General features: G+C 73.6%; 15 protein-coding genes. 2 read left to right on the forward strand and 13 right to left on the reverse strand.

Features of this window, described 5'->3' with window-relative positions:
• The 12 genes from ACQP0T_RS26005 to ACQP0T_RS26060 form a co-directional block, all read right to left on the reverse strand.
• A complete protein-coding gene (locus tag ACQP0T_RS26005; RefSeq protein WP_433870383.1) occupies window positions 1-318 on the reverse strand; it encodes a hypothetical protein in 318 nt (105 codons plus the stop codon).
• A gap of 345 nt (window positions 319-663) precedes the next feature.
• Window positions 664-1,101, reverse strand: coding sequence for a hypothetical protein (locus ACQP0T_RS26010; protein WP_433870384.1), 438 nt, complete (start codon window positions 1,099-1,101; stop codon window positions 664-666).
• Window positions 1,094-1,519: a hypothetical protein gene (locus ACQP0T_RS26015; RefSeq protein ID WP_433870385.1), complete on the reverse strand. Its 426-nt coding sequence runs from the start codon at window positions 1,517-1,519 to the stop codon at window positions 1,094-1,096. Before ACQP0T_RS26015 ends, ACQP0T_RS26010 begins: the two co-directional genes overlap by 8 nt.
• 5 nt (window positions 1,520-1,524) lie before the next feature.
• Complete coding sequence (locus tag ACQP0T_RS26020; protein WP_433873851.1) at window positions 1,525-2,202, reverse strand: hypothetical protein; 678 nt, start codon at window positions 2,200-2,202, stop codon at window positions 1,525-1,527.
• Between the two features lie 62 nt (window positions 2,203-2,264).
• A complete protein-coding gene (locus ACQP0T_RS26025; RefSeq protein ID WP_433870386.1) occupies window positions 2,265-3,176 on the reverse strand; it encodes a hypothetical protein in 912 nt (303 codons plus the stop codon).
• 61 nt (window positions 3,177-3,237) lie between these two features.
• Complete coding sequence (locus ACQP0T_RS26030; RefSeq protein ID WP_433870387.1) at window positions 3,238-3,771, reverse strand: hypothetical protein; 534 nt, start codon at window positions 3,769-3,771, stop codon at window positions 3,238-3,240.
• A complete protein-coding gene (gene hemB, locus ACQP0T_RS26035) occupies window positions 3,768-4,742 on the reverse strand; it encodes a porphobilinogen synthase (RefSeq protein ID WP_433870388.1) in 975 nt (324 codons plus the stop codon). The genes ACQP0T_RS26030 and hemB overlap by 4 nt, the downstream gene beginning before the upstream one ends.
• A gap of 290 nt (window positions 4,743-5,032) precedes the next feature.
• Window positions 5,033-6,565, reverse strand: a complete 1,533-nt coding sequence (locus ACQP0T_RS26040; protein ID WP_345357246.1) for a bifunctional uroporphyrinogen-III C-methyltransferase/uroporphyrinogen-III synthase — start codon at window positions 6,563-6,565, stop codon at window positions 5,033-5,035.
• Between the two features lie 18 nt (window positions 6,566-6,583).
• Window positions 6,584-7,519: a hydroxymethylbilane synthase gene (hemC, locus tag ACQP0T_RS26045; protein ID WP_433870389.1), complete on the reverse strand. Its 936-nt coding sequence runs from the start codon at window positions 7,517-7,519 to the stop codon at window positions 6,584-6,586.
• Window positions 7,516-8,928 carry a glutamyl-tRNA reductase gene (locus ACQP0T_RS26050; protein WP_433870390.1) on the reverse strand — a complete coding sequence of 471 codons (1,413 nt, stop codon included), beginning with the start codon at window positions 8,926-8,928 and terminating at the stop codon, window positions 7,516-7,518. Before ACQP0T_RS26050 ends, hemC begins: the two co-directional genes overlap by 4 nt.
• Window positions 8,925-9,764 (reverse strand): redox-sensing transcriptional repressor Rex, encoded by an 840-nt coding sequence (locus tag ACQP0T_RS26055; RefSeq protein ID WP_433870391.1) that lies wholly within the window; start codon window positions 9,762-9,764, stop codon window positions 8,925-8,927. The genes ACQP0T_RS26050 and ACQP0T_RS26055 overlap by 4 nt, the downstream gene beginning before the upstream one ends.
• 392 nt (window positions 9,765-10,156) lie before the next feature.
• On the reverse strand, window positions 10,157-10,399 hold the full coding sequence (locus ACQP0T_RS26060; RefSeq protein ID WP_345357234.1) for a glutaredoxin family protein: 243 nt from the start codon (window positions 10,397-10,399) through the stop codon (window positions 10,157-10,159).
• Between the two features lie 315 nt (window positions 10,400-10,714).
• On the opposite strand from ACQP0T_RS26060, the gene ACQP0T_RS26065 reads away from it, so the two are divergent.
• Window positions 10,715-11,338, forward strand: a complete 624-nt coding sequence (locus tag ACQP0T_RS26065) for an RNA polymerase sigma factor (RefSeq protein WP_433870392.1) — start codon at window positions 10,715-10,717, stop codon at window positions 11,336-11,338.
• Window positions 11,339-11,694: 356 nt separating this feature from the next.
• Window positions 11,695-12,441: an HAD family hydrolase gene (locus ACQP0T_RS26070; protein WP_433870393.1), complete on the forward strand. Its 747-nt coding sequence runs from the start codon at window positions 11,695-11,697 to the stop codon at window positions 12,439-12,441.
• A gap of 37 nt (window positions 12,442-12,478) precedes the next feature.
• Here the strand turns inward: ACQP0T_RS26070 and ACQP0T_RS26075 are convergent, their stop codons facing one another.
• A complete protein-coding gene (locus ACQP0T_RS26075; RefSeq protein ID WP_433870394.1) occupies window positions 12,479-13,378 on the reverse strand; it encodes a lysophospholipid acyltransferase family protein in 900 nt (299 codons plus the stop codon).
• Between the last annotated feature and the right edge of the window lie 9 nt (window positions 13,379-13,387).

Here is a 13,387-nt window from a genome sequence, read left to right on the forward strand (position 1 = left end):
TCAGCCGCGATCGCGCACCCGGATGGCCAGCACGAGTTGCCGGATCGCGTCGAGCACGAGCAGCGCACCGACGCCGCCCGCCGCGATGGCGGTGGCCAGCCAGCTCCCGACGGAGCGGGTCACCACGTCGGTCGCGCCACCCGGTCCGGGCAGGTAGATCGGCACGATCCCGCGCCCCCAGGCCCACCAGGCGGTGACGGCCAGGCCGAGCGCGATGAGCAGTTCCACCGCCGCGATCGCCGTCCGCCACGGCTGGTGCACGCCGGACCGCTCCTGGGTGCCCTGCTCCGTCCCGTCGACGGGCCACGATTCCGTCACGGTGCAAAGCCTCTCACGTCCGCTCGACGCCCCGGACCCGCTCCCCACCGCCACGCCCCGCGACGTCAGCACCGACGGGACCTCACCCGTTCGAGAGCGGAGTGAGGGGCACCCTTGTCCGAGTTAGGGGTCGTTTCAGGATGCGGCGGAGCCGCATGCGGTGCGGCCGTCAGCTTGCACCGCGGCCCGTGCTCGGACGTGACCGCTCAGCGGTCTTCTCGCGAGAACAGCCGTGACGCCGAAGTGGGTACATCAGGAACGGCTCCCGGAGCGAGAAGGCCGCTGAGGTTCCGCCACCCGCACCGCCGCGCAAGCCATGCTGACGGCGAGGGTGCCCCCGCCTCGCTAGGGCCGGTGCACGAGCGGGGTCAGGTGCTCGGTGAGCGCCGCCGGTTCCTTGGCCCAGCCCAGCACGACGTCGCCGCCGGTCAGCCGGATCGGCACTTCGCCGGTGCCCTTCGGCGCCGTCCAGCCGCCGCCGAGCACCCGGGCGCCGATCGGGGCGCCGACGTCGCCGACCTCGGCGATCCGGGACACCTCCAACCGCTCCCGGCCCTGCACGAGCTCGTCGGGGGTCAGCCGCAGCGAGCAGAGCCGACGCCTGCCGTGGACCCACAGCGCCGCCGCCGCTGCCAGCGCCATCCCGACCAGGGTCCACGGCACGAGGTGCACCGGACCCGGGGTGAGCCCTTCGACGGCCAGCCCGACCAGCGCGAACGCCGGTCCCCAGGCCACCGGCCACCAGGTGCTGCCGGGTTCGGCGTAGAGGACGTGGTCAGTCATGTTCGCCGGTCACCCACTCCGTGCTGGTCGGCCACCACAGCAGCAGCCCGGCGACCGCCCCGAACAGCACCAGCACCCCGTTCACGCTGAGCACCGCACCGGTGCCCAGCAGCATCAGCAGGTGCACCACGGCGAAGCCGGTCAGCAGCAACCGGGCCCACGGCCGCCGCCGGAACAGCAGCGCACCGAGCACCAGGTACGCCGCGGCGAGCCCGATCCCGAAGGCGGTGTTGACCGCGAGGAGGTGCCGGGCGTGCCCGGCGGCCTCCCCGAGCGGGGCGAGACCGCTGCCGGCGACCTGGTCCGGCAACGCGTCGCGACCGGCCCACATCACCGCGGTCTGCAGCAGCAGGAGGAGGGCGACCACCCACCACCCGACGATGGACAGCCGCAACTGGCGCGGTGGACCGCTCCCCACCTGGCTCACCTCCGGTACGCCGCGGCCTGGAAGTAGTGGTTCGACGGCTTGAGGAACACCAGCACGATGAACGCCGCCATCGCCACCAGGCCGATGCCGTTGGCGGCGTAGCCCAGCGCCAGCATCGAACCGGGCACCTCGACGCCCTCCGGCATGGTGCCAGCGGTCATCCCGCCGTTGACGAGCCCGGTCAGCGCGTTGAGCACCCACAGCGCGGCGAAGACGGTGAGCGTCACCCGCGCCCAGTTGCGCCCGGCGCGGAGCTTGAAGCCGAACAGGATCCACAGCCCGGTCAGGACCAGGTAGAACACCGTGATGATGATGTAGACCACCATCATCGCCGCCCTGGTGGCCGCGGCGATGTCGGACATCATCTGGCCGTCCTGGATGCCGGAGTCGCGCGCGGTCGCGTTGATCACGTCCTCCGTGAAGCCCTGGACGAGCATGAACGACACCACGGTGAGCACCGTGACCACCAGCGGGACGACCACGCTGATCCAGAACGCGGTCTCCACGGTCGCCGGGCGGCGCGGTCCGTGCATCTCGTGCGCGGGCACCTGCGGCGCCGCGTAGGGGTTGTAGCCGGGCTGCTGCGGGTACTGCGGCATCGGGCCCGACTGCGGGTACGGGGTCTGCTGCGGGTACTGCGGCTGACCGCCGTACTGCGAGGGGTCTTGAGGCATCGTCACGGCTGAACAGTATGAACGGGTCATCGGCGCTGTCCACTCGCTTCGGGTGAACTCGTCTACCGCCTGCGGCGGACGGCCTGGAAGTAGTCGTTGGACGGCGCCAGGAAGGCGAGCACCAGCGTCGCGCCGATGGCCAGCACCTGCAGCACCGACAGCAGGACGGTGACCGCACCGCCGCCCGCGCCCTCGGACACCGACGGGACGGTGAACAGGATCCAGACCACGCCCACCACGGTGATCACCACCCGCGCCCAGCCGCGCCCGCGCCGCATGAACACCAGGAACATGATCCACAGCGCCGCGAGGACGACGGTGACCAGCACGAGCATCCCCAGCGTCACCGAGTACAGCGCGCGGGCCTGCTCCAGGGTGAGCGGCTGGCCGAGGGCGCGCGCCTCCGCCACCACGGCTTGCAGCTGCGCGGGCGAGACCATGAAGTAGGCGGCGGCCAGCATCGCGAAGCCGACCACGACGCTGGCGATGCCCGCCCAGAACGAGGCGTCGACCGTGCCCGGCCGCTCGACCGGCCCGTTGTCGGGCGCGGGCGGAGCGCCGTGCTGCTGGGCGTAGGGCGGGGGCTGCCCGTACGGCGGCGGTTGCGTCCCGTGCGGCTGCCCGTAGGGCTGCCCCGGCTGGCCGTACTGCGGGTGGCCGTAGGGCTGGCCGTACTGCGGCTGGCCGTACTGCGGTTGCCCGTATCCCGGTTGGCCGTGGGGCTGCCCCGGCGGCGGGTGGCCGCCCGCCGCGTTCGGCGGGGGCCTGCCGGAGCCGCCCTGCTCGGGCGTGCCGTAGGGCCCCGGGCCCTGGGCGGGCCACTGCTCGCCGGGCGCGCCGTAGGGCCCGGACGGCTGGTCGCCGTGCGGCGTCTGCTCCTCCGGACCGGACGGGCCCTGGTCGCCCGCGGAGCCGTCGTCCGCACGACGATCGTCGTCGGGCTGCGGTCGCCCTGGTTCCTGCGGCGGGGTCACGTCCTCACGGTAGCCCCGGACCTGCGGTCACGACCAGCCGTGACCGCGCGGTGACGCTGCGTCAGCGCGCCCGGCGCCGCACCTCGCGGAAGTAGCGGTTGGACCCGGGGTGGAACATGAACGCGATGGCCACCACCTGCAGCACCATCACGACGGCCGAGAAGACCAGGTTGCTGGTGGGCACCTCGATGCCGGTCAGCTCGACCAGCACCGCCCGGTCCACGGTGATCACGGTGAGCAGGGTGACCGCCGTGCTGAAGGCGTTGAAGCCGCCGAACGCGGTGAGCACGATCCGCGCCCAGTTGCGGCCTTCGAGCATCCGCCGGGACAGCAGCAGGTAGACCATCAGCGACAGCGCCGACAGCAGCACCGCGAACAGGATGCCGCTGCTGGCGGCGGCGTCGACCTGGTCCTGCCGCAGCTCCGGCGCCTCCTCCCGGAGCTGGGTGACCAGCGCTTCCCGGTCGGCGAGCTGCACGAAGGAGCGGATGAAGCCGACCAGCACCGCGGCGATCCACACCCAGCGCGCCCGGTGCAGCCACACCGGCGCCGCGTCCCCGGGCTTGGTCGGCCGCTGCTCGGATTCGACGCTCATCGCCGCAGCCACCTCGCGGCCTCGGTCGCCCAGTAGGTGAGCACGACGTCGGCCCCGGCCCGGCGGATCGAGGTCAGCGATTCCAGCACGGTGCGCTCCCGGTCCAGCCAGCCCTGCGCCACGGCGGCCTCGATCATCGAGTACTCGCCGGAGACCTGGTAGGCGGCGACGGGCACGTCGGCGACCCCGGCGACGTCGCGCAGCACGTCCAGGTAGGACAGCGCGGGCTTGACCATCACCATGTCGGCGCCCTCGGCGAGGTCCAGGTCGACCTCGCGCAGCGCTTCCCGCCCGTTGGCGGGGTCCTGCTGGTAGGTGTTGCGGTCGCCGGTGAGCTGCGAGTCCACCGCGTCGCGGAACGGGCCGTAGAACGCCGAGGCGTACTTCGCCGAGTACGCCAGGATGCCGGTGTCCTCGAAGCCGGTGGCGTCCAGCGAGTCCCGGATGACGCCGACCTGGCCGTCCATCATGCCGCTGGGGGCGACCACGTGCGCCCCGGCGTCGGCCTGCGCGACCGCCATCTCGCCGTAGAGCTGGAGGGTGCGGTCGTTGTCGACCACGCCGCGCTCGTCGAGCACGCCGCAGTGGCCGTGGTCGGTGAACTCGTCGAGGCACAGGTCGGCCATCACCACGGTGTCGTCGCCGACCTCGGCGCGCACGTCGCGCAGCGCCACGTTGAGCACGCCCTCGGGGTCGACCGCGCCGGAGCCGGTCGCGTCCCGCGCCGCTGGCACGCCGAACAGCATCAGCCCGCCGACCCCGGCGGCCACCGCGTCGGCCGCGGCCTGCCGCAGCGAGTCGCGGGTGTGCTGGACGACGCCGGGCATCGACGGGATCGGCACGGGTTCGGCGGCGCCCTCGCGGACGAACATCGGCAGCACCAGGTGGCGGGGCTCGACCGAGGTCTCCGACACCAGGCGGCGGACGGCGCCGTTGCGGCGGAGCCGCCGGGGCCGGTGCGACGGGTACATGCGGGACTCCATTCGCGGGTTCGAGGACTGGGGAGCCGAAGGACTGCTCTTCAGAAAGCGGCGGAGCCGCTTTGCGGTGCGGCCGTCAACTCGCACCGAGGCGGGTTCTCAGCGGTCTTCTCGCGAGGACAGCCGCGACGCCGTGTACGTCGTTGGTACATCAGGAGCGGATCCCGCAGCGAGAAGGCCGCTGAGGTTCCGCCACCCGCACCGCCACGCAGGCCATTGGCGAAACACCCTGAAGCGGCCGGGCGGGGTGGTCTTGTGCCACCCCGCCCGGCCGCGTCAGCTCAGCTCCGGCGCGCGCGCTTGGCCTTGCGCGGCGGCGGCAGCGCGCCCTCCGCGCGCAGCCGGGCCGCGTGCTCGGCCAGGGCGTCGACCAGCGCGGGGACCTGCGCGACCTCCGGCTGCACGTCCACCCGCAGGCCGAACTCCTTGGCCGTCTCGGCGGTGTTCGGGCCGATGCAGGCGACCAGCGTCCGGGCGTGCGGCTTGCCCGCGATGCCGACCAGGTTCCGCACGGTGGACGAGGAGGTGAAGCACACCGCGTCGAAGCCGCCGGTCTTGATCATCTCGCGGGTGTCGGCCGGCGGCGGCGCGGCGCGCACGGTCCGGTAGGCCGTGACGTCGTCGACCTCCCAGCCGCGCTCGCGCAGCCCGGCCGACAGCGTCTCGGTGGCGATGTCGGCGCGCGGCAGCAGCACCCGGTCCACCGGGTCGAGGATGTCGTCGTGCGGCGGGAAGTCCTGCAGCAGGCCCTCGCTGGTCTGGTCCCCGGAGGGCAGCAGCTCCGGCATGATGCCGAAGGAGCGCACCTTCTCGGCGGTGGCCTCCCCGACGCAGGCGATCTTCACGCCGGAGAACGCGCGGGCGTCGAGGCCGAACTCGGCGAACTTCTCCCACACCGCGCGCACCGCGTTGGCCGAGGTGAACACGACCCACTGGTAGCGGCCGTCGACCAGGCCCTTGACCGCGCGCTCCATCTGCGCGGGGCTGCGCGGCGGCTCCACCGAGATGGTCGGCACCTCGTGCGAAACGGCGCCGTGCGACCACAGCCGGTCGCTCATCACGCCCGCCTGCTCCTTGGTGCGCGGCACCAGCACCTTCCAGCCGTACAGCGCGCGGGACTCCCACCAGGACAGCCCGGACCGGTCCGCGGCCAGCTCGCCGATCGTCACCACCAGCGGGCCCTGCAGCTCACCGGCGTCGGCGGGCAGCGAGGCCAGCGTGGTGTCGATGGTGCGCTGCTGCACCGTGGTGCCGAACGCGGTCACCGCGACCGGGGTCTGCGCGGGCTTGCCGTGCTCGACCAGCGCGGAGGCCGCCTCGGCGAGGTGGCTGCCGGTGGTGTGCAGCACCAGCGCGCCCGGAACCCCGGCCAGCGCGGGCCAGTCCACGTCACCGCGGACGTCGACCTCGGTGTGCGTCGCGCCCAGCGCGATGCCCGCGTAGGCCGGGACCGCGCTGCCCGCCGCGACGCCGGGGATGACGTCGAAGGCGGCGCCGGTCCTGGCCACCTCCCGCACCTCGCGGACCACCGCGTCGGCGGTCAGCGGGTCGGCGGCGACCAGGCGCACCACGGGACGGCCGGTGGCCGCCTCGTTCGCCAGGTCCTTGGCCACGTCGGCCGGGTCGCCCACGGCCGGGCGCACCTCGGCGCCGTCGGAGGCGAATCCGACGACATCGGCCGGAACGTCCGGGTCGGTCACCACCAGCGAGGCGCGGGTGATCGTCTCCCGGCCCCGGACGGTGAGCAGTCCCGCGTCACCGGGACCGGAGCCCACGAAGGCGATTCGTCCGGGGGTCTTGCGTGCTCGGGTCATCAGGGCACTCCCCATCAACTACTGCCCGGGGCCGCTGAGCAGAGCGGCCCTGGCATCGAGCAGTTCGGCGGCCAGGTCGCGGCCGAGCTGCTCAGCGGCGGTCGTCTCACCAGTGGCGGAGGCACGGACCAACTGGTCGTCGTCGGTGGCCACCACCCCGCGGAAGGACAGCCGCTGCGCCACGCGGCCGTCCTCGTCGAGGTCCTCCACCACTTCGGCCAGCGCGCCGATCGGCGCGCTACAGCCTGCTTCGAGCGCGGCCAGCATGGCGCGCTCGGCGGCCACCGCGGCGCGGCTGGCCGGATCGTCCAGAACGGACTGCAGCAAGTGCTCGGTGTCCACGTCGTCGACGCGGCATTCCACGGCGAGCGCGCCCTGGGCGGGCGCGGGCAGCATCTGCAGTGGATCGAGCGTTTCCGTGATCACCTCAAGCCGGCCCACCCGGGCCAGCCCGGCTCGGGCGAGCACGACGGCGTCGACTTCGCCGTCGGTCACCTTCCGCATCCGGGTGTCCACGTTGCCGCGGATGCCGCGCACCTCCAAGCCCAGGCCGAGGGCCTGGAGCTGGCTGGCGCGGCGCGGCGAACCGGTGCCCACGACGGAGCCCGGGGGCAATTCGCCGAGCGTCAGACCGTCCCGGGCGATGAGCGCGTCGCGCGGGTCCTCGCGGACCGGCACGGCGGCCTCCGACAGCCGGGGGTCGGGTTCGGTCGGCAGGTCCTTGAAGGAGTGCACCGCGACGTCGACCTCACCGCCAGCGAGCGCCTCGCGCAGCGCCGAGGTGAACACGCCGACGCCGATCTCGGCGATGGGCGCCATCGAGCGGTCGCCCGGCGTGCTCACCGTGACGAGCTGGGTCTGGTAACCGGCCTGTTCGAGCTGCTCGGCGACCCAGGCGCTCTGCGCCATGGCCAGCGCGCTGCTCCGGGTGCCGATGCGCAGGGTCTTCATCAACGGTCCTCACCGTCCTGTCGGGTGCTGTCGCGCAGGTCGGCGCGCCCGGCGGACTTGGCCCGCTGGGTGCGCGCGACGTTCGCCCCACCGTCGAGCACCTCGTCGGCCTGCGGCGAACCGATCAGCGCGGTGGTCTGCGGGTCGAGTTCGAACAGCTCGCGCAGCGCGTCGGCGTACCCGGCGCCGCCGGGCACCGAGGCGAGCTGCTTGACCCGGACGGTCGGGGCGTGCAGGAGCTTGTCGACCACCCGCCGGACGGTGCGGGTCAGCTCGTCGCGGACCTTGCCCTCCAGCTCGGGCAGCCGGGAATCCAGCCGCAGGAGTTCGGCGTCGACCACCTCGGCGGCGCGCTTGCGCAGCGCCGTCACGGTGGGCGTCACCTCGGCCGAGCGCTGCGCCGCGAGGTAGCCGCGCAGCTCCTCGGCGACGATCGCGGCGGCCCGCTCCGACTCGCCCGCGCCGCGCTGCTCGGTGAGCCGCTGCTGCAGGCTGGCCAGGTCGACCACGGTGACCCCGGGCAGCAGCGCCACCTCGGGCGCGGTGTCGCGGGGCAGGCCGAGGTCGCAGAACACCAGGGGGCGCTCGCCGCGCCCGTCGATCGCCGCGCTCACCACGTCCTCGGTGACCACCGCGCCCACGGCTCCGGTGCAGGTCACGACCAGGTCAGCGGTGGCGATGGCGTCGTGCAGGCCGGCCAGCGCGACGGTGCGGGCGGTGACCCCGTCGGCGCGCAGCGAGGCGGCCAGCCGCTCGCCGTTGGCGGCGGTGCGGTTGGCGATGACGACCTCGCCGATGCCCGCCCGGCGCAGCTGCGCCGCGGCCAGGCCGCCCATCGAGCCGGCGCCGACCAGCAGCGCACTGCGCCCGGCCAGGCCGCCGAGCACGGCGTCCCCGTCGGCCAGCGCCTCGGAGACCACCGAGGCGCCCTCGTCGTCGATCTCGGTCTCGGCGTGCACCCGCTTGCCGACCCGCAGCGCCTGCTGGGCCAGCTCGTGCAGCGCCTTGCCCACGGTGCCGTTCTCGTCGGCGGCGCCGTAGGCGGTGCGGAGCTGCCCGAGGATCTGGGCCTCGCCGACGACCATCGAGTCGAGCCCGGCGGCCACCGAGAACAGGTGCTCGACGGCGGCGCCCGCGTAGTAGACGTACAGGTGGTCGGCCAGCTCGCCCACCTCGGCCCCGGCGTGCCGGGCCAGCACCGAGGTCACGTCGTCCAAGCCGCCGTGGAAGGTCTCGGCCACGGCGTAGACCTCGACCCGGTTGCAGGTGGAGACCACGAAGGCCTCGGTGAGGTGGTCGCGGTGCAGCAGCTCGTCGAGCACCTTGCCGATCTGCTCCGGGCTGATCGCGACGCGCTCCAGCACCCGCACCGGGGCGCTGCGGTGGGACATGCCCACGGTGAGCAGGTTCACGGCCGAACCACCATCCCGTTCACGGAGTCCATCTCGGCGGGCACCGGTCCCGCACCGTCCAGCGGACCGAGGTCCGCGCCGTCCGCGGTGGCGGCGGCGTCCTGCTGGCGCCGGGCCACGTGGAACGACAGGATCTGCATCTCCACCGCGAGGTCGACCTTGCGGACCTCGACGTCGTCGGGCACCTGGAGCACGACGGGGGCGAAGTTGAGGATGCAGCTCACCCCACCGGCCACCAGCCGGTCGCAGACCTCCTGCGCGCCCTGGGTGGGGGTGGCGATGACGCCGATGGTGACCTCGCGCTCCTGGCACACCTCGACGATGTCGTCGATGTGCCGGACCGGGATGCCGCCGACCGGCACGCCGTCGAGGTCCGGATCGAGGTCGAACAGCGCGGAGACCGGGAAGCCGCGGCTCGGGAAGCCGCCGTAGTTGGCCAGCGCGTGCCCGAGGTTGCCGATGCCGACCACCGCGACGCTGTGCTTGCGGGTGAGCCCGAGGGTGCGCTCGATCTGCCCGATGAGCACCGAGACCTCGTAGCCGACGCCGCGGGTGCCGTAGGACCCGATGTAGGACAGGTCCTTGCGCAGCTTGGCCGAGTTGACCCCGGCGGCGGCGGCGAGCTCCTCGCTGGAGACGGTGGTCACGGACTCCTCGTCGAAGCCGGACAGCACCCGCAGGTACACCGCCAGCCGCGCGACCGCCGCTTCCGGGATGGCTCGGGCCCGTTCGCGCGCCGCGGGCACCTCGACGTCGGGTGACTCCTTGGCCGCAGCGCGGTCGCCGGTCCCGGACCGGTCCTCACCGCCCTGCACGTCGTCTCCGTGGGACGTCACGCTGACTTCTCCCTCGCCCTGCTCACTGCCTGCACCTGCCCCCGCGCCCCGTGGCCCGCCGACCGCGGGCACCCGCGCCGACCAGGAGCGGGCCTCGATTCCGACGAGCCCTGCCCGCGGCGGTCGCGGTGCGGTACCGCGGCCCCGGCGTCCGGGATCCACGAGCGTTCCCGGTGCGACGTCCGACCGGAGTCGCCCACCCGGCGGCACGGCCCCGTACACGGTAACCGCTTGTGAACACAGGCACAAAGTCGCCGGAGTCGCCGGGCAGCGCGTTCGCACGCCTGCCCCGACATCATCGCCCATGGCCCCTCTACGTGCCAAAACGCGTGGTCCGGGGCACTTTCGGGGGCGCGGGCGCGGCGCTTCCGCGGCACCGGGGCGGGTCAAGATCACCACCGTCCGGTCAGCGCGGCGCGGAGCCGGGACTCCTCCACCTTCCAGAAGCCGTGCTCGTCCCCGTCGACCAGGATCACCGGCACCCGGTCGCCGTACTCGGCGCGCAGCTCGGGATCGGCGTCGACGTCCGAAGCCGTCCAGGGAACCCCCAGGTCAGCGCAGATGCGCCGGACGTCGGCGAGCGCCTCGTCGCAGGCGTGGCAGTCCCGCCGGGTCATCACCGTCACCTCGTGCATGGCTCTCCCGCTGGCACTGAAACTGGAACACTTCCAACTTACCCGCACCACGGGGGTGCTCGGTCCCGGGTCGAGCACCGGGCGCACCGGCAAGGGCACAGGTCAGGATGCGGTCCGGTGGCGAACATCACCCGCCGAAGGCCTCCGGCGGGCGCCCGGCCGGACAGCACGAGTCCGCCGCGAGCACTACCTACTTCCCAGTAACTCCACGTATGCTGCGGCTCCCAACGCCACGCCCGGGCGACGACCAGGCCCGCGACCGCGTCCCGGCGCACCGCGGACCCGTCCGCCACCGACGGCAGGAGGTCGGCAGACATGAGCAGCACCGCGCTCGCACCCCCCGCCCCCGCGGTCCGCGCCGCACCGCGCCACCGACCCGTCCCGGCTCCCGCGTGCTGGGCCAACGTCCGCGCCGCGCAGCGCGGCGACATCGCCGCCTTCGGCCGGCTCTACGACGAGTACGCGCCGGTGGTGCACCGGTACGTGCTGTTCCGGGTCGGTGACCCGGCGCTGGCCGAGGACCTCACCAGCGAGACCTTCCTGCGCGCGCTGCGCCGGATCGCCTCGGTGAGCTACCAGGGCCGCGACGTCGCCGCGTGGTTCATCACCATCGCCAAGAACCTGGTGCTCGACCACGTCAAGTCCAGCCGCCACCGGCTGGAGATCCCCACCTCCGAGCTGGTGGAGAGCACCGCGCCCGGTCGCGCCCAGCTCGGGCCGGAAGCCCACGTGCTCGCCGAGTTCACCCAGCGCGAGCTGCTGGACTGCGTGCGGCGGCTCAACCCCGACCAGCGCGAGTGCATCCGGCTGCGGTTCCTCCAGGGCCTGTCGGTCGCGGAAACGGCGAGTGCGATGCGCCGCGGCGAAGGTGCGGTGAAGGCTCTGCAACACCGCGCGGTGCGCAGGCTCGCCCAGCTCTTGCCCGACGATCTCCGCTGACCGCCATCGCCGCCGGTCGCACCGGTTCCGGTGGTTCCCCGACACCGCCGCGACAGCCGTCCCGATCCGGTTGAGCGCAGGTCTTAAGCTGGACGCCTGCTGATCCGTCGGCAGACCTGGATACGACCGACACGGACACACCGGAGAACCCGGGGAGGCGCGGCGGTGCCGACACGTCAGGGCTCAGCCGATGGCGCGAACCAGGACGGCGTGCGCGCGGACGCGGGCGGGGTGCCGGTCGACAGCGCCAAGCTGGCCGGTCGGGCGTCGGCCGAGGCCGCCGTCGCGGCGGCCCCACCGGGGGCGGCGGGGGCGGGCCGACCGCCCCGGACCTCACCGCCGCGGCGTTCTTCGACGTGGACAACACCATGATGGTCGGCGCCTCGCTGTTCCACTTCGCGCGCGGGATGGCCGCCCGCAAGTTCCTCACCGCCTCCGACCTCGCCGGGTTCGCCTGGCAGCAGCTCAAGTTCCGGGTCGGCGGCCGGGAGAACCCGGAGGACATCCAGGCCAGCCGCGAGCAGGCGCTGTCGTTCGTGGCCGGGCGCCAGGTCTCCGAACTGGTGGAGCTCAGCGAGCAGATCTACGACGAGCTGATGGCCGACCGCATCTGGGCGGGCACCCGGGCGCTGGCCCAGCAGCACCTGGACGCCGGGCAGCGGGTCTGGCTGGTCACCGCGACCCCGGTGGAACTGGCGCAGATCATGGCGCGCCGGCTCGGCCTCACCGGTGCGCTGGGCACCGTCGCGGAGAACACCGACGGCGTCTACACCGGCAGGCTGGTCGGCGAGATGCTGCACGGCCGGGCCAAGGCGCACGCGGTCCGCGCGCTGGCCGCCAGCGAGGGCCTGGACCTGCGGCGCTGCACGGCCTACTCGGACTCGTCCAACGACATCCCGATGCTCAGCGCGGTCGGCACCGCCGTGGCGGTCAACCCGGACACCCGGCTGCGCGAGATCGCCCGCTCCCGGGGCTGGCCCATCCGCGACTTCCGCACCGGCCGCCGGGCCGCCCGCATCGGCCTCAACTCCATCGCCGGGGCGGGCGCCGTGGCCGGGGCGTTCGCGGCCGGGCTCGCCTACCGCCGCCGCGACCGCTCGTGACCCGGAGCTGCTCGCCCATCCGCCCGGGCGGCGGAGGTCAGCCCAGGAAGACGTTGGTGCGCTGGGACAGCAGGCGGTAGAGGGTCTGCTGGATGATCTCCCGCACCTGGTCGGCCGCGCTGAACACCAGCATCGGGTCCTCCGCCGAGCCCTCCGGGTAGTCCGCCGTCTCGATCGGCTCGCCGAACTCGATGTACCACTTCGACGGCAGCGGCACGGCGCCCAGCGGCCCGAGGTGCGGGAACGTCGGCGTCACCGGGAAGTACGGCAGGCCCAGCAGCCGTGCCAGCGGGGTCAGGTCGGCGAGCTTCGGGTAGATCTCCTCGGCGCCGACGATGGCGCACGGCACGATCGGCACCCCGGAGCGGATCGCAGCCGAGACGAACCCGCCGCGGCCGAACCGCTGGAGCTTGTAGCGGTCCTTGTACGGCTTGCCGATGCCCTTGAAGCCCTCCGGCCACACCCCGACCAGCTCGCCGCCGGACAGCAACCGCTCGGCGTCCGGGTTGCACGCCAGGGTGTGCCCCGCCTTGCGGGCCAGCGCCCCGACCACCGGGGTGCGGAACACCAGGTCGGCGCCCAGCATCCGCAGGTTCCGCCGGGCCGGGTGCTGGTCGTGCAGCGCGACGGTGGTCATCAACGCGTCCCACGGCAGGGTGCCCGAGTGGTTGGCGACCACCAGCGCGCCCCGGTCGCCGGGGACGTGGTGCGTCCCGATCGCCTCGACCCGGAACCACTTCTCGTAGAACGGCCGCAGCGCGCGCAGGAACACCTGCTCGTTGAGCTCGGCGTCGAAGCCGAACTCGTCGACCCGGTAGTCGCCGAGCAGCCTGCGCCGCAGGAAGGCCAGCGCGTCGATCAGCGCGTCCTCCTGCACGGCCTCCGGTCCGGGCGCGGACCGGCGTCCGTGCAGCGGGATCACCTCCGCGTCCGCCATCGCTCCTCC

It is taken from the genome of Saccharopolyspora sp. CA-218241 (genome assembly GCF_050954615.1).
Lineage (GTDB): Bacteria > Actinomycetota > Actinomycetes > Mycobacteriales > Pseudonocardiaceae > Saccharopolyspora > Saccharopolyspora cebuensis.

Bases quoted from the DNA above. Each gene is read 5' to 3' on its own strand.
- ACQP0T_RS26010 (WP_433870384.1), bottom strand. From the start codon at position 1,101: ATGACTGACCACGTCCTCTACGCCGAACCCGGCAGCACCTGGTGGCCG.
- ACQP0T_RS26020 (WP_433873851.1), bottom strand. From the start codon at position 2,202: ATGCCTCAAGACCCCTCGCAGTACGGCGGTCAGCCGCAGTACCCGCAG.
- ACQP0T_RS26030 (WP_433870387.1), bottom strand. From the start codon at position 3,771: ATGAGCGTCGAATCCGAGCAGCGGCCGACCAAGCCCGGGGACGCGGCG.
- hemB (WP_433870388.1), bottom strand. From the start codon at position 4,742: ATGTACCCGTCGCACCGGCCCCGGCGGCTCCGCCGCAACGGCGCCGTC.
- ACQP0T_RS26040 (WP_345357246.1), bottom strand. From the start codon at position 6,565: ATGACCCGAGCACGCAAGACCCCCGGACGAATCGCCTTCGTGGGCTCC.
- ACQP0T_RS26060 (WP_345357234.1), bottom strand. From the start codon at position 10,399: ATGCACGAGGTGACGGTGATGACCCGGCGGGACTGCCACGCCTGCGAC.
- ACQP0T_RS26065 (WP_433870392.1), top strand. From the start codon at position 10,715: ATGAGCAGCACCGCGCTCGCACCCCCCGCCCCCGCGGTCCGCGCCGCA.
- ACQP0T_RS26075 (WP_433870394.1), bottom strand. From the start codon at position 13,378: ATGGCGGACGCGGAGGTGATCCCGCTGCACGGACGCCGGTCCGCGCCC.